The 14,426-nt window shown below is 68.2% G+C and carries 18 protein-coding genes; 6 read left to right on the forward strand and 12 right to left on the reverse strand.

Annotation, left to right across the window (positions count from 1 at the left end):
• Window positions 1-46: 46 nt before the first annotated feature.
• The 8 genes from ACWHMB_RS09775 to ACWHMB_RS09810 form a co-directional block, all read right to left on the reverse strand.
• The gene (locus ACWHMB_RS09775; RefSeq protein WP_377483328.1) at window positions 47-469 is read right to left on the reverse strand and encodes a helix-turn-helix domain-containing protein; all 423 of its coding nucleotides are present in this window, start codon (window positions 467-469) and stop codon (window positions 47-49) included.
• The gene (locus tag ACWHMB_RS09780; RefSeq protein WP_377483326.1) at window positions 469-804 is read right to left on the reverse strand and encodes a hypothetical protein; all 336 of its coding nucleotides are present in this window, start codon (window positions 802-804) and stop codon (window positions 469-471) included. Before ACWHMB_RS09780 ends, ACWHMB_RS09775 begins: the two co-directional genes overlap by 1 nt.
• Window positions 801-1,310, reverse strand: coding sequence for a helix-turn-helix transcriptional regulator (locus tag ACWHMB_RS09785; RefSeq protein ID WP_377483323.1), 510 nt, complete (start codon window positions 1,308-1,310; stop codon window positions 801-803). Before ACWHMB_RS09785 ends, ACWHMB_RS09780 begins: the two co-directional genes overlap by 4 nt.
• The gene (locus ACWHMB_RS09790) at window positions 1,300-1,494 is read right to left on the reverse strand and encodes a hypothetical protein (RefSeq protein WP_377483342.1); all 195 of its coding nucleotides are present in this window, start codon (window positions 1,492-1,494) and stop codon (window positions 1,300-1,302) included. The genes ACWHMB_RS09785 and ACWHMB_RS09790 overlap by 11 nt, the downstream gene beginning before the upstream one ends.
• Window positions 1,495-1,907: 413 nt before the next feature.
• A complete protein-coding gene (locus tag ACWHMB_RS09795; protein ID WP_377483321.1) occupies window positions 1,908-2,795 on the reverse strand; it encodes a hypothetical protein in 888 nt (295 codons plus the stop codon).
• A gap of 146 nt (window positions 2,796-2,941) precedes the next feature.
• On the reverse strand, window positions 2,942-3,247 hold the full coding sequence (locus ACWHMB_RS09800; RefSeq protein WP_377483320.1) for an addiction module antidote protein: 306 nt from the start codon (window positions 3,245-3,247) through the stop codon (window positions 2,942-2,944).
• The gene (locus ACWHMB_RS09805; RefSeq protein ID WP_377483318.1) at window positions 3,244-3,441 is read right to left on the reverse strand and encodes a type II toxin-antitoxin system RelE/ParE family toxin; all 198 of its coding nucleotides are present in this window, start codon (window positions 3,439-3,441) and stop codon (window positions 3,244-3,246) included. Before ACWHMB_RS09805 ends, ACWHMB_RS09800 begins: the two co-directional genes overlap by 4 nt.
• A gap of 147 nt (window positions 3,442-3,588) precedes the next feature.
• Window positions 3,589-4,941 carry a tyrosine-type recombinase/integrase gene (locus ACWHMB_RS09810; protein WP_377483316.1) on the reverse strand — a complete coding sequence of 451 codons (1,353 nt, stop codon included), beginning with the start codon at window positions 4,939-4,941 and terminating at the stop codon, window positions 3,589-3,591.
• A 367-nt stretch (window positions 4,942-5,308) separates the two neighbouring features.
• On the opposite strand from ACWHMB_RS09810, the gene ACWHMB_RS09815 reads away from it, so the two are divergent.
• A complete protein-coding gene (locus ACWHMB_RS09815) occupies window positions 5,309-6,730 on the forward strand; it encodes an MFS transporter (protein WP_447648521.1) in 1,422 nt (473 codons plus the stop codon).
• Window positions 6,731-6,734: 4 nt separating this feature from the next.
• On the opposite strand, the gene ACWHMB_RS09820 is transcribed toward ACWHMB_RS09815, so the two are convergent.
• Together ACWHMB_RS09820 and ACWHMB_RS09825 are read right to left on the reverse strand one after the other, a co-directional pair.
• Window positions 6,735-8,036 (reverse strand): purine-cytosine permease family protein, encoded by a 1,302-nt coding sequence (locus ACWHMB_RS09820; protein ID WP_447648522.1) that lies wholly within the window; start codon window positions 8,034-8,036, stop codon window positions 6,735-6,737.
• 225 nt (window positions 8,037-8,261) lie between these two features.
• Entirely contained in the window at window positions 8,262-9,008 is a 747-nt protein-coding gene (locus ACWHMB_RS09825) for a M15 family metallopeptidase (RefSeq protein ID WP_377483310.1), read from the reverse strand.
• A gap of 100 nt (window positions 9,009-9,108) precedes the next feature.
• On the opposite strand from ACWHMB_RS09825, the gene ACWHMB_RS09830 reads away from it, so the two are divergent.
• The 5 genes from ACWHMB_RS09830 to ACWHMB_RS09850 all read left to right on the forward strand — a co-directional run bounded on the left by ACWHMB_RS09830 (window position 9,109) and on the right by ACWHMB_RS09850 (window position 13,236).
• A complete protein-coding gene (locus ACWHMB_RS09830) occupies window positions 9,109-9,771 on the forward strand; it encodes a thiopurine S-methyltransferase (RefSeq protein WP_377483309.1) in 663 nt (220 codons plus the stop codon).
• 51 nt (window positions 9,772-9,822) lie between these two features.
• Window positions 9,823-10,467, forward strand: a complete 645-nt coding sequence (locus ACWHMB_RS09835; RefSeq protein WP_377483307.1) for an FMN-binding negative transcriptional regulator — start codon at window positions 9,823-9,825, stop codon at window positions 10,465-10,467.
• Window positions 10,468-10,469: 2 nt separating this feature from the next.
• Window positions 10,470-10,706 carry a hypothetical protein gene (locus tag ACWHMB_RS09840; protein WP_377483305.1) on the forward strand — a complete coding sequence of 79 codons (237 nt, stop codon included), beginning with the start codon at window positions 10,470-10,472 and terminating at the stop codon, window positions 10,704-10,706.
• Window positions 10,707-10,771: 65 nt separating this feature from the next.
• Window positions 10,772-12,169, forward strand: a complete 1,398-nt coding sequence (gene tadA / locus ACWHMB_RS09845; protein ID WP_377483303.1) for a tRNA adenosine(34) deaminase TadA — start codon at window positions 10,772-10,774, stop codon at window positions 12,167-12,169.
• A gap of 98 nt (window positions 12,170-12,267) precedes the next feature.
• Window positions 12,268-13,236: an LD-carboxypeptidase gene (locus ACWHMB_RS09850; protein ID WP_377483301.1), complete on the forward strand. Its 969-nt coding sequence runs from the start codon at window positions 12,268-12,270 to the stop codon at window positions 13,234-13,236.
• A 35-nt stretch (window positions 13,237-13,271) separates the two neighbouring features.
• Here the strand turns inward: ACWHMB_RS09850 and ACWHMB_RS09855 are convergent, their stop codons facing one another.
• Both ACWHMB_RS09855 and ACWHMB_RS09860 read right to left on the reverse strand, forming a co-directional pair.
• The gene (locus ACWHMB_RS09855; protein ID WP_293226454.1) at window positions 13,272-13,613 is read right to left on the reverse strand and encodes a hypothetical protein; all 342 of its coding nucleotides are present in this window, start codon (window positions 13,611-13,613) and stop codon (window positions 13,272-13,274) included.
• A gap of 551 nt (window positions 13,614-14,164) precedes the next feature.
• Entirely contained in the window at window positions 14,165-14,395 is a 231-nt protein-coding gene (locus ACWHMB_RS09860; protein ID WP_293226440.1) for a YdcH family protein, read from the reverse strand.
• Window positions 14,396-14,426: the final 31 nt, after the last annotated feature.

A 14,426-nucleotide genomic window follows, 5' to 3' on the forward strand; every position in this document is an offset into this window, starting at 1 on the left:
GACGGCGCACTCTCTACACCGTGAGACGGCGCTATGGCGGGCCTCTTTACACCGTGAGACGGTGTAGGGCTTGCGTTTTTCGGTAGGCACCATGCTGGAAACCTTCAACCGCCCCCATGTCGTAGCCGGGCAGCCTGTCCAACGTGTACCAGGTGATGGCATACCAGCTCGCCTTGTTCGGACGATGGCCCTTGACGGTTTCGTAAATGAACCCGGCATCGATCAGTTCGCGCTTGGCTCGCGTGATGGTGTCGCTGGACTTCCAGCCGCGCTTTGCCAGATAGGCTTGGCTGGCGAGCAACCTGCCGTTGTTGTCGCGCACGTACTGCCGCGCCAGTTCCATCAACAGACTGCGCGCAGGGTGGCTCAGGGCCTGATAGGCTGCACTGTCCAGCACGTCCCAAGGCATGGCGCAGAAGCCGCCTGCCACGCGGCTGGAATCGCCCTTGTTGCGCTTGTCGCGTCCCATCAGTCGGCCCCTCGAATCGCATTGAACTCCACGCGCCGATGGGCTTCGACGTTGGCGCTGTCCTGGCGCTCCAATTCAATCTGCGCGTTGAACTCGGTCACGTCAATTACCGATTCAATGGCGCGGCGCAGGCTGTCCTGCAGCAGCTTCACAGGCGCGGCGCCCAGCTCGGCCAGCGGCTCCTGAATGCCGTTGTCGCGGTTGGATAGAGCGAGGGCGCAATCGTCGGCATTGGCGATGCCGAACTGGTCGTAGATCAGATCGTTTTCGGGCGCCGTGCGGATGCTGATCGTCGGAAAATGGGACAAATCCCGTTTTTTTGCCGCGCTGGTCACTGCGCCCCCTTGGCCCGCAGCCAGTTTTGCACCTTGGCCGAAACCCAGCGGGTGCAGCGGGTGCCATCTTTGACGGGGGCGAGGAAATCGCCGCTGGCCACCTTGCGGCGGATGGACGATTCAGACAGACCGGTGACGGCAACCACGGTGCTGATTCTCAGCAGCGCCTCGGGGGTTTTGAGGCTGTCCAAGGTCTCGATTGCGATTCGTCGGGCGCGTCGCGTCGGGGGCTTGTCGTCCTCAAGCCAACAGTCGAGCGCCTTGGCGGCGGTGATGAAGTCCTGGCCGTGTTCGGCCATGTGATAGGCCAGCACGTCGCCGCCACGCGCACCCCAGCCAGCCATGCACACGAATGCGCCGGTGGCGGCGTGGATGCGCATGGAGTCGTGGCCGTGAAAGCGGCATTCGGTGGTGCGCCACTTGCCCTTGCGCTCGCAGAATTTCAGGGCGGCGGTGCCGGTGTAGTAGTCGCTGGGGGCAGGCAGGCGGGTGCGATCAAAGCTCATTGCACACCCCCAGCACGGCCTTGATGCCAGCAACCGGCCAGGCCAGGCGGCCATTGATGCGCACGGGGCGCAACCCTTCGGGCCAGGTCTCAGCGCAGGCCCAGCCCCGGAGCGTCTGCGGGCGGCGGTTGAGGTAGTAGGCAGCCTGGGCTGTGGGCACCGCAGGCTGGGTCAGATCGCGCAACGACGGGTAGCTGGCACCCGATTCAGCGGGGGCCGTCTCAGGACCGGCGGTCGCTTCGATGACGGAGGCGGCCTTCACGAGGCTGAGCAGGAGATTGATTTCGGCGCCGGTCGTCGCGGGACTGTCATCGGCCGCGGCGTCGGCACCGCAACGCGCAAGGCTACGAAAGTATTCGATGGCCGCAGCTGCCGTCTCGGGGTTGCTGAAGAACCTGTGTTGCATGCTTGATCTCACGTCTCTCCCGGTGGCCTTCCACCGGGATTGACAAGAGATCATTGAATGCACAAGCGATGCTCGGCAAGACCCGCGACAAATCGACGCAACTGGCTGGAAACCAGCATGAAATAAGGGTTCGCCAGTATTGAGGCCTGCTTGTGCAGACTCTGCACAAGGGGCTTGTGCAACTTGCGCAGCTACCCGCGCCGGTCGTCGGGTGGAGGGGTCCAGTGCTTTGAACTCAGCACATGCGTGCGCAGATAGCCCGAGCGCGGGTTGACGCCACTTGAGGTCTTGATGCCGCGTTCTGCGCAGCGCTTTGCCACCTGATCAACGATGCCAGCGATGGTCGGATTGGCACCCATCTGGCGCCAGGTGATCCACAATTCCGCCGCGATGGCTTGAACCTCCATCTTCCACGGCAGCAGCGGCTGTTGCTCGGACACATCGATCGGCTCCGCTGTCGTGGCGGGGCTGTTGTGAAACACGTTGACGGGCTGCTGGGTATCGCCCCATGCGTTCAACCAGGCGATGTGGACGTAGCCGCCGTTCAGTGACAAACCGTCCCGGTACTCGATCTCGTTGCGGTTGCCGTCCACAACCTGCAGTCGCCCCGGAGTGTCCGAAGGCATTTGCGCCGCCTGCGTCAATAGATCGGCATACTGGTCGCGCTCCTCGTTCCAACTACAGGCTCGGTCGTACTCGTGCGACGTCCATTCTTGTGTGACCACCAATGCGCCATCGGGCCAGAGATTGCGCCGCTGCTTTGGCAACAGATTGACATGGCTCCTGTCGTGTTCGTGAGGAAGCGGGGGTTCTCCCGGCTTTCTAGGCGGCATCGGCGTCAGCGTCCACCCGTCGGCGCGCGTGAAGTCTTTGAGCTTCGCACCTTCTGGCGGCAAGCACTCGACGTACTGACCCGCTTCCGTGCCATCGTCGCGCCAGATGACCACCCTCGTCAGATGGTCGGGGGGGCCCCCATCGTCCCGATGGCGGGCGTCGGCGATCAGTCCTGGCAGCAAGTCAAAGCGGTAGTAGCCATCCGCCGATGGCGGCAATTGGATTTCTTTGCGAGGTGCTTCCATGCGTGTATGTCCTGGGTGTGTCGCTCGGCGCCACAGGCTGCTGGGTCGCCTTGTTTATGCGGCCCGACTGCGCTTGATCCGAACCACCGTGCGGGCGCACACGGCGGGCTTTGCCAGCCGCTAGGCTTTCAAGGTTTTGAGTGGCTTCATGCTTGGGCGCGCTCAGGCGTCACGCTCAGGCGCAGGCCCACGGCGTGCAAGACCTTGTGCAGCGTGGCAATGGTCGGGTTGCCGTTCCCGCTCAGGGCGCGAAACAGGGACTTTTCGCCCACATCGGCCCGGCGGGCCACCTCTGCCATGCCGTGCGCCTTGGCGACGTGACGCAGCGCCAGCAGCAGCGCGGCGGGGTCTTCCAGTTCGATGGCGGCCTCGATGTAGGCGGCGGCCTCTTGCGGGTCTTTCAAGGATTGGGCCAGCCAGGTGGTATAGCTGGCATCGTGCGGCGTGTTCATGGTCTGCCCCTTTCTTTCCAGTCGTTCAGATAGCCGATGGCGCGGCGGATTTCGGCATCCTGGTTGCCCTTGTCGCTGCCGCACAGCAGCAGCAGCAGCACCGGGCCTTGCTTGCTCAGGTGCACGCGATAGCCCGGCCCGTGGTTGATGCGCAACTCTTGCACGCCATCACGCAGCGGCTTGCAATCGCCCATGTTCCTGCCTCTACCCGTGTCAGGCGAGCGCGGATTTTGGCGCGGGCGATGCGGTCGGAAAGGCCATCAATCCAGTGCACAAAGGGCGGGCGCCCGGTGTTGTCGGTGTAGACGCGGATTCGCGTGATGGTATCGCAAAACGTACCGTTATGGGGTCACGGCCCGCAGCTTGCCCGGCTCCTTGGCGGCGTCGAAGGTCACGCCGGCCTGCTCCAAAATCCACGCCTCGAATTTCTCGTGGTGCAGGCGCAGCAAATCGAGCGGGCGCACGCGGTAATGCTTTTCAGCGGTGGCGCTGGGCTTGTGGCCTTGAATCTGGGCCACCACGCCAGCGGGCAGTTCCAGCCATTCGGCCAGACTGCCAAAACTGCGGCGCAGGCCGTGCAGTGTCAGGTGCTCGATACCGGCCACGCGGCAGGCGTCAACGTGCGGCCAGCGCGGCGTCGCTATCGGCGCCGGCTTCGTGGTGCTGGCAAACACCCATTCATTGCGCCGGGGCAGGCCGGCCAGCAGGTGGTGCACATAAGGCGTCAAGGGAATTTGTCGGGTGCCATCCTCGCCCCCCTTGCTTTCGGCCTTGTCGCGCAGCGTGAGGCCACGCCATTGCACGTTCATATCGTCCCAGCGTAGGCCCAGCAGCTCGCCAGGGCGCGCACCCGTCAACAGCAGGGTTTGCAGGTAGGCGGCAGGCGCAGCGGGCAGGGCGCGCACGGCGGCGAACCATGCGGGCAATTGTTCGCGCAGCAGGGCGTCGGACTTCACGCCGGCCTTGCCCAGTGCCTCGCGGGCGCGGCGGCTCTTTGCCGGGTTTTGCGCTGGCACCACGGCGGCGAAGTCGACTCGCTCGCTGCACCAGCTCAGGAAAGCGCGCAGCAGGCGCAAGGCAAGGCGGGCTTGTGTCGGGCGTGTCTTCGCCTCACGGGCGGCCCAGCTTTCCACGGCCTCGGGCGTCAAGGCGCGCAACTGCTGGGACATAAAAGCGGCCAGCGGCCCCGGTTGAATGACGCCCGTGCCACGCTTTACCGGCTCGCCACCGGGGCGCGCGATGGCAACATGGTCCAGGTAGTGGCGCTCGCCCCAGTGGGGGCGGCGCTCGGCAATGTAGGCGGCCCATGCGTCGCCCACCGTGACGGCCAGCGCGGCGGCGGCGGCCTTCTTGGCCTCGCGCTCGGCTTGCTGCTGGCGCTCTTGATCGATGGGGTTGACGCCTTCGTCAACCAGCACGGCCAGGCGGCGCGCTTCGGTGCGGGCTTGCTCGATGGTCCAGGCGCGCACGTCGCCAATGGTGCGGCGGATGGTTTGCCGGTTCAGCTTGGTTTCGTACACGAATGACTTGTGACCGGTGCTGGTGACGCGCACGCGCAGGCCGGGTGCCTTGGTGTCACGCAGGAAAGCCTGGGCCTTGGTGTCGGTGCGGCACGTCAGGCGCTGGATTGCACCAGCAGTCAATTCAATAGCCTGGGCGGTATCCAGGGTGTCGGTTTTCTTCGGGCGTGCCATCGTTGAATTCCTTTTTGCAGGTAATCCGTGAGTCTCCGTGTAGCCACTGTGTAGCCAAAAAAACCCTATTTTGGCGAATTTCAATCAACATCACTAACTGTACAAATCATCAGTAATGATATCTAACATGTTGATTTTCATGAAGTATATCGACAACCATCAACAGTGGCAAATATTGCCATAATCGGACTGTTAATCCGTAGGTCCCTGGTTCGAGCCCAGGTCGGGGAGCCAAATACCGCAAGGAAACCCCGCTACTCAAAAGGTAGCGGGGTTTTTCTTTTAGGTGCGCTACGAGGGTGTCACTGCCGGCCCAACGTCCCCTGCCCAGCGCAGCCGGCGCGGCGCCGCTATGCTTGGCTTCGCCATGCAAGCCCCCCGTCCCATCGCGGCCTCGTCCGCGCCCGAGCGTGAAGCCAGTGCCGGGCCAGCGACGGTGCGCCGCGGGCCGGCCTTCGCCACCATCGCGCTGGCGCTGATGATGATGTCGATCGACTCGACCATCGTGGCGACGGCACTGCATGCGCTGCAGCAGGGGCTGGACACCTCGATCAACTGGGCCGGCTGGACGCTGACCGGCTACTCGTTCGGCTTCGCGCTGATGCTGCCCATCGCCGGCAAGCTGAGCGAGCGGCTGGGGCGCCGGCGCGTGTTCATCGGCTCGGTGGTGGTGTTCACGCTGGCTTCGCTGGGCTGCGCGCTGGCCAACGACATAGGGACCCTGATTGCGCTGCGGGTGCTGCAGGCCGCCGGTGGAGCGGGCTTCACGCCGTCGGCAACGGGCCTGATCGTGGACCACTTCGGCGCTGCGCGCGACCGCTTCGTCAGCCTGTTCGGCAGCATTTTCCCGATCGGCGCCATGATCGGCCCCGTCTTCGGCGGGCTGTGCGTGGCCTACTGGTCATGGCGCGGGGTGTTTTTCGTCAACGTGCCGATCGGCATCGCCATCGTGGTGCTGGCGCTGCGCTACATCCCGCGCGACCGGCCGGTGTCGCGCGAGCGCCGCGCGGGCATGGACTTCGTCGGCATGGCCTTGCTGGGGCTGTGCCTGCTGGCCGGCATGCTGGCCATCAACCTGCTGGGCGAGCAGGGCGCCAGCGTGGCGGCGTTTGCGGCCGCGCTGGCGGTGGCGCTGCTGGCCGGGGTGGGGTTCGTGGTGCGCATCCGGCGCGCGGCGCAGCCCTTCATCGCGCCGCGCCTGATTTATGGCACGGGCTTCGGCGCGGTCAATGCGGTCAACGCCATCTTCGGCGGCATGAGCATCGGCGCGGTGGCCCTGGTTCCGCTGTACGCCACCAACCGCTATGGCATCGACGTGCTGGCCGCCGGCAGCCTGCTGATTGCGCAGGGCGTGGCGGCCATCGTGTTCTCGCTGCTGGCCACCTGGGGGCTGCGGCGCACCGGCTACCGACGGCCCTTGGTTCTGGGCGCGCTGGCCATCGTGCTGGGCCTGCTGGGGGTGGCGCTGCACCCGCCAGCGGGCTGGGCGCCGTACCCCTGGCTGATGGGCGCGACCTTTCTGGTCGGCATCGGGGTGGGCGTGGTCAACCCGGCCAGCCGCAATGCGGGGCTGCAGCTGGCGCCGCAAAACGCGTCGACGCTGGCCGCCATGCGCACGCTGTTCTTGCAGATCGGCACCATCGCCACCGTGTCGCTGGCCACCGCCGTGCTGGCCGCCGCCGCCAACCCCGGCGCCATGCAGGCCTGGATCTACGGCGCGGTGGCCGTGGTGCTGCTGCTGGCGCTGCCGCTGGTGCGGCGCGTGCCCGACCACCGGGGGGCGTGGTAGTCCTTCAAGCGCCGGGCGCCGACGCGCTGGGCCGCGGTCCTTGCGGCAGCAGGCGCAGCAGCCAGCCGCCGATCAGGGTGAAGGCCAGGCAGGGCAGGGCCGAACCCCACTGCGGCCAGAACACGCCGCCCAGGTGAAAGCAGGCGATGCCGGCCAGCCACAGCAGCGCCGGGCCGGCGCGCACCGCGCGGGCCGCCGGCAAACCGCCGCCCGCCAGCTGCGACAGCACGACGCCGAACAGCGGCACGAACACCGAGCTGAGCAGCAGCAGGAAGGGCTCCAGGCTGTGGATGGGCAGCGCCAGCGCGGCGGCGGTGGCCAGCGCCGCCAGGACTATGCCCAGCCGGCGAATGCTCCAGCGCGAGCGCGTCAGGTAATGCGCCAACACCGCGCCCGAGTGCACGTCGCCATAGGCGTTGTCGACCTCGTCGATCAGGATGAAGCCCAGCGCGATCAGCCCGCCCTGTGCCAGCAGCATGGTGGCCAGCAGGTCGGCGTTGGCTGGCGCCGTGGCCACCACCACCACGCCCAGCGCGTAGCACCACAGGTTGGCCACGACATAGCCCAGCCAGATGCCCGACAGCGTGCCGCGCGTGCTGCGTCCGTAGCGCGCGTAGTCGGCCACCAGCGGCAGCCAGGACACGGGCATGGCGATCACCAGGTCCAGCGCCTGCAGTGCGCTCATCTCGCCGGTGCCGGGACGGTGCCACCACGCGGCCAGCCCTTGCTCGGCCAGGCGCGATCCGAACTGCCAGCTCAGCCAGGCCAGCGACAGCACCACCAGCGGCAGGCCGAAGCGGCTGACGAAGCGCCGCACCAGGCCCACCATCGAGCCGGCGGCCAGCGCCATCAGCAGCGCGCCCCACAGCAGCGTCAGCACCGGCGCTGCCCAGGCGCCGCCCAGGCCGACGCGCTGCAGCAGCGCGGCGCTGCCGTCGCGCATGATGACCAGCTCGAAGGCCGTCCAGCCCAGCAGTTGCAGCACGTTCAGGCCCACCGGCAACAGCGCGAACGAGCGTCCCAGCGCCGCGCCGATCAGCGCCGAGCTGGACAGCCCGTGGCGCGCCCCCAGCGAGCCCACCCAGGCCAGCAGCCCCGCGCCCAGCAGCGAGCCCAGGCCGATGGCCAGCAGGGCGTCGCGCGGCGACAGCGCCGGCATCAGCGCGGCGCCGACCTGCATCACCAGCAGGCCCACGCCCAGGCTGAACCACAGGGCCGCGTGGTCGAGCGCGCCGAAGCGCCGCTCGTGCGCGCCGATCGGCAGGGCGGCGCCGTGCGCGGCGTCGGGAGAGGAAGGGCTTGCCATCGGCTTGCTCCAGGGCGATGGCAGGAAATGAAGGCGTGCCGTGGTCAACGGCGGCTGGCCTTGCTTCCCTGCGCGAGGATGATCTCAGTCAGGTTCAAAGGGTTTGCTCTCAGCCGCGACGCCCACAGGTCTGTGGTGCGCCGGGGCACCCCCAGCGCGCGGCGTGAACGGGGGTTCGCGCCGCGTCCAAAAATTATAGCGAGCGCGATCGGCGCTGCACGGCCTTCAGCGCACCGGCCGCTTGAAATAGCGATCGGGGTAGGGCTCGTTTTGCAGGGTGTAGTGCCACCACTCCTCGGGCAGGTTGCGCCAGCCGTGGCGCTGCATCACGGCGCGCAGCCACTGGCGGTTGTGGCGCACGGTCACGCCCAGCGTGGGGTTGTCGGTGTGCGAGCGCTCGTCGAACAGATCGAAGGGCGTGCCCATGTCGATTTCCTGTCCGTTGGCGATGGCGCCCAGCAGCACCGTGCGCGCGGTGGCCGCGTCCAGCACCACCAGACTCAGGTCGACCGTGCTGGCGCGGCTGTGGCCCGAGCGCTCGGCGATGTAGCCGCGGGCGAACAGCTCGCTCTTGGGCACCCTGGGGTAGTACTCGGCCTTGGTGCGCTGGTCGGTCAGGTCGGCGCCCCAGCGCACGAAGTCGTCGACCGCGGCCTGCGGGCGGTAGCAGTCGAACACCTTCAGGCCCAGGCCCCAGGGCGCCAGATCGCGCTGCACGGCGGCCAGCGCCAGGGCGGCCGGGCGGCTCAGCCAGCAGCGCGGCGCCTCGTAGCCGGCCACGCGCCGGCCCATGAAGTTGTGGCTGCCAAAGTAGCGCATGTCCTGCTGCACGGTGGGCGCCAGCGTGTGCAGCGGCACCAGATCGGGGGCTGGCTCGTGCGCCGGCGCCGACGTGGGCGCAGGCCCGGCGCAACCGGCCAGGGCAAGGGCCAGCGCGGCACCGGCGCCGAGGCGGCGAAATGTTGACGGCATGCGGATCTCCTCCCGTGGCGTGCGAGCGGGCACGATACCGCATGCGTACCGGCTGGCTACACTGGATGATCGGGCCGAGGCCCCATCTGGATCGATCACCATGGACCACGATTTCTGGCTGCAGCGCTGGCAGCAAGGGCAAACCGGATTTCACCAGTCGCACGTGCTGCCGCTCTTGCAAAAGCACTGGCCGGCCGTGGGCGTGCCGGCGGGCGGGCGCGTGTTCGTGCCGCTGGCGGGCAAGTCGCTGGACATGCTGTGGCTGGCGGGGCAGGGCCATCCGGTGCTGGGGGTGGAACTGTCGCCGCTGGCGGTGCAGCAGTTCTTTGCCGAGCACGGGCTGACGCCCACGGTGCGCAGTTCGCACTACGGCACGCACCATGTGGCCGGCGCGATCGAGCTGATCTGCGGCGACGTGTTCGGGCTGGACGCCGCCGCGCTGGCCGACTGCGCCGGCGTGTACGACCGCGCCGCCCTGATCGCGCTGCCGCCCGAGCTGCGCGCGCGCTACGTGGCCGGGCCCTACGCGCGGCTGCCGGCGGGTTGCCTCGGCCTGCTGGTCACGCTGGAATACCCGCAGCACGAGATGCAGGGCCCGCCGTTCTCGGTCGAGGAGGCGGAGGTGCGCCGGCACTACGAGCCGGACTGGGGCGTGGCGCTGCTGGAGCGGCGCGACATCCTGGCGCAGGAGGCCAAGTTTGCCGCCGCCGGCGTGACGGCGATGTCCACGGCGCTGTACCGCATCGCGCATCATGCGGCCTGAGGCGCCGGGCGCGCTACCATCGCCGCTGCCATACCCCGCCCGCATTCCACCATGTACCTCAACCCCACGCACAGCAGCAGCGACGCCGCCGTGGCCGCGCAGATCGTGCGCGAGCAGCCGCTGGCCAGCCTGATCACCACCGACGAGGCCGGCCTGCCGCAGGTCAGCCACCTGCCCATGCACCTGAACGTGGACGGGCAGGGCGGCTGGACCCTGCTGGCCCACATGGCGCGCGCCAATCCGCAGTGGCAGCAGCTGCAGGCGCGGCCGCAGGCGCTGGTGACCTTCCTCGGCCCCAACGCCTACATGTCGCCCGACGTGTACGCCGAGCAGGCGCGCGTGCCGACCTGGAGCTACGTGGCGGTGCACTGCCGCGTGCGGGCGCGGCTGATCGACGCGCAGGATGCGGCCGCCAAGGACGCGCTGCTCAAGACCCTGATCGCCGACCACGACCCGGCCTATGCGGCGCAGTGGCGCAGCCTGGACGCGGCGTTTCAGCAGCGCATGCTGGCGGCCATCGTGGCCTTCGAGCTGCAGGTCGAATCCTGGCAATGCGCGGTCAAGCTCAACCAGCACCGCCCCGAGGCGCATGCCGCCATGCACGCGCACTACGCGGCCGGCACCGAGGCCGAGCGCGGGCTGGCGCGCTGGATGGAGCGTCTGGGCCTGGCGAGCACCGCCGGGCAAGGCGCCTGATCATGCGCGGCCTCGGACTCATTGGCGTGTTGCTGGCCATGCTGGTGGTGGCCTGGCTGGCCACGCGCCAAACCGCCAGCCTGAACCAGCTGGCCCTGCCCCCGGCCACGGCCGGCGCCGCCGCGGCACCCGCCAGCGGCAACGTGCGCGAGCAAAGCCAGCGCATCGAGCAGCAGTTCAAGCAGCAGATCGAAAACGCCTTGCAGACGCCGCGCGACCTGCCGGACGACGCCAAATAACGCGATTTATAAGAAAAGTGGCTGAAGCCGGCTCCAGTCAAGCGCGAGCAGCTATCGATAGCATAGTGACTGCACCGCCCGACACCCTGGTCGCCAGCGACGAGCAAGCCATGCGCCTGGCGCTGGCCGAAGCCCGGGCCGCCGCCGCCGCGGGCGAGGTGCCGGTGGGCGCCGTGGTGGTGCAGGGCGGGCGCGTCATCGCCACCGGCCGCAATGCGCCCATCGGCCAGCACGACCCCACCGCCCACGCCGAGATCGCCGCGCTGCGCGCCGCTGCCCGCGCGCTGGGCAATTACCGGCTGGACGGCTGCACGCTCTACGTCACGCTGGAGCCCTGCGCCATGTGCGCCGGCGCCATGCTGCATGCGCGCCTGGCGCGCGTGGTGTTCGGCGCGCCCGATCCGCGCACCGGCGCCGCCGGCTCGGTGCTGAATGTCTTTGGCGAATCTCGGCTCAATCACCAGACCGTGGTGCAGGGCGGCGTGCTGGCCGAGGAGGGCGGGGCGCTGCTGCGCGCCTTCTTCGAGACCCGGCGCGGCAACCCCAGCCCGCTGCGCGAAGACGCCCTGCGCACGCCCGACGCCGCCTTCGACGGCCTGCCCGGCTACCCCTGGGCGCCGCATTACGTCAGCGACCTGCCGGCGCTGGCCGGCCTGCGCCTGCACTATGTCGACGAAGGCCCGCGCGACGCGCCGCTGACCTGGCTATGCCTGCACGGCAACCCCGGCTGGAGCTATCTGTACCGCCACCTGATCGCGCGCCTGGCCGCCGCCGGCCAGCGCGTGGTGGCGCCCGACCTGATCGGCTTCGGCAAGAGCGACAAGCCCAAGAAAGAGGCGGCGCACCGCTTCGACTGGCATCGCCAGGTGTTGCTGGAGCTGGTCGAGCGGCTGGACCTGCGGCGCGTGGTGCTGGTGGTGCAGGACTGGGGCGGCCTGCTGGGCCTGACCCTGCCCATGGCCAGCCCGGCGCGCTACCACGGCCTGCTGGTGATGAACACGCTGCTGGCCACCGGCGAGGCGCCGCTGCCCGCCGGCTTCGTGGCCTGGCGCGAGATGTGTGCCAAAAACCCGGCCTTCGACATCGCCCGCCTGCTGGCGCGCGGCAACCCGTCATTGAGCGCAGCCGAATGCGCGGCCTACGCGGCGCCCTTTCCAAACGCCGGTTTTCGCGCCGCGTTGCGCGCGTTTCCGGCCCTGGTGGCCGAGCAGCCGCCCGACGAGGGCGCCGCCACGGCCCGGCGGGCGCGCGACTTCTGGCGCCACGACTGGCAGGGGCGCAGCCTGATGCTGATCGGCGCCGCCGACCCGGTGCTGGGCGAGCCCGTGATGCGCGTCCTGCACGCCGACATCCGCGGCTGCCCGCCGCCCATCGTGCTGCCCGCCTGCGGCCACTTCGTGCCCGAATGCGGCGCCGTGGTGGCCGACCACGCCATGGCGCACTTTGCACCCACGGCGGCTTGAGCGCACCCGATTGCGGGCAGCCAATGATACAATTTTGATAGCTGCCGGCGCTTGATCTGCAAGCGCTACAACCGAAAATCATTCAAAATCGCATCGGCATGGCCCACATCTACGTCTATTCACCTTCCGGCGCGGTGCGCGACCGCGCGGCCTTTCGGCGCGGCATCAAGCGCCTGCAGACGATGGGCCACGAGGTCGAGGTCGACCCCGACGCGCTGGCCGCCTGGCAGCGCTTTGCCGGCGACGACGCCACGCGCCTGGCCGCCATCGAGCGCGCGGCCGCCAGCGGCGCCGACGTGGCCCTCATCACACGCGGCGGCTACGGCCTGAGCCGCCTGCTGCCGCAACTGCCCTGGCGGGCGCTGGCACGCGCGGCCGAGCGCGGCACGCGCTGGGTCGGCTTCAGCGATTTCACCGTGCTGCAACTGGGCCTGCTGGCGCGCGGCCAGACCGTCACCTGGGCCGGGCCCGCGCTGTGCGAGGGCTTTGGCGCCTCGGACGCGGCGGATGCCGCCGAAGGCCATGGAGCCGTCAAGGCGGGCGGCCCCGACGAGATCATGCTGGCCTGCTTCGATGACGTGGTGAGCGGAGCGAGCGAGGGCACGGGCTGGCGTCTGCCGGCGCGCGACGTGGCGACCTTGGCCGGGCGACCCGCCCATCTGGCGCGGCACGCCCCGCTGTGGGGCGGCAACCTGGCCATGGTGCAGTCGCTGCTGGCCACGCCCTGGTGGCCCGAGGTGAAAGGCGGCGTGCTGTTTCTGGAAGAGGTGGGCGAGCACCCCTATCGTGTCGAGCGCATGCTGCTGCAGCTGCTGCACGCCGGCGTGCTGGCGCGCCAGAAAGCCATTTTGCTGGGGCAGTTCACCGACTATCGCCTGAACGGACACGACCGCGGCTACACCCTGGCCAAGGTGGTCGAGCAGCTGCGCAGCCAGCTGAAGGTGCCGGTGCTGACCGGCCTGCCGTTCGGCCACGCGCCGACCAAGGTGCTGCTGCCCGTGGGCGCCGAGGTCGATCTGCTGGTGGAGGGGCGCGAAGCCCTGGTGCTGTGGGGCCACATGCACTGAGGGTGCGCCGATGGCCCGATGGGTGGCGCGGATCTTCAGTCGCGCAGCGCCCCCGGCCGCGCCATCATGCTCTTGGGCAGCAGGCCGCGAAACAGGACCGACTGGCGGGCCACCCGGCGCTGCGCCGTTTCTTCGTCGTAGAGATCGGCCAGCGCGGCCACCAGGTCCGAGCGCGCGTACCACAGCGCCATTTCGTCGGCGCAAAACTGGATGCGCCGAGCCACCTGCGGATGGCGCCGCGCGCCGTCGTCGCCCAGCAGCTCGAGCATGGCGCTGCGGATGTGGGCCATCTGCACCGCTGCGTCGCGCGCATCGAGCTTTCGATTGACCAGGCGGTCAACCAGGGAAGCGAGCGTTTGAGTGGTAATCCATCGCATGGCGGAAGCAATCTCAAAATGACGATTGATTCGTTTCGTTACGTCAAATGATAGTTCGCAGCCTCCGTTTGGCAACCCATCGAGCCTCATTCATGGTCGCAGCGGGGATCGTGGGGCGAAAGCGTGGCATATTTCACACAATTGATTATTAACATAATACACATCGTATGAAGTAACAAAGCGGCTCAAGCTGGCCGCCCACCGGCTCGAAACCCGCATCGAGCAAGGCCGGCGCCTGCGTGCGATGTATCGCTCGCTGGGCTGGTCGCGGGCCCAGTGCGGGAAATTCCTTCACGTCACCGAGCGGGGTTTACGTAACTGGGAGGCCGGGCGCAACGCCATCCCGTACGCGGCCTATCGACTGCTGCGCATCCACTGCGGCATGCGCTTACCTGGTGCGGCTTGGCGCGGCTGGTCGCTCTCGCGCAGGCCCGAGGACCACGAACTCGCGACCGCGACAAGTGCGTCGTCCAGAAACGCAAACGCCCGGGACATCGCGCACCGGGCGTTCATTGCTGACGAGTTCGGGTCAGCTCAGTGGTTTCGGCCCTTCAGCCGGTCGCTGTTGCTTCCTGACGTAACAGCGCGTAGAGCTCGTCCTTCACGTGCAGCTTTTCTTTCTTCAGTGCTTCGATGGCCGCGTGCATGGGGCCGGCATCTGCCGTGCCCATTTCGGTGATCTGTTGGTCGAGCTGGTTGTGGCGCTCGAACAGGTGCAGAAATCGCTGGTGCTTGCCCTCGGACTTCAGGCGGGTGATCAGGTCGCGGTACTCAGGAAACATCGGTTCTCCTTGCTTGGTTGACGATGACGAT

The sequence above is a fragment of the Ottowia pentelensis genome (assembly GCF_964341695.1).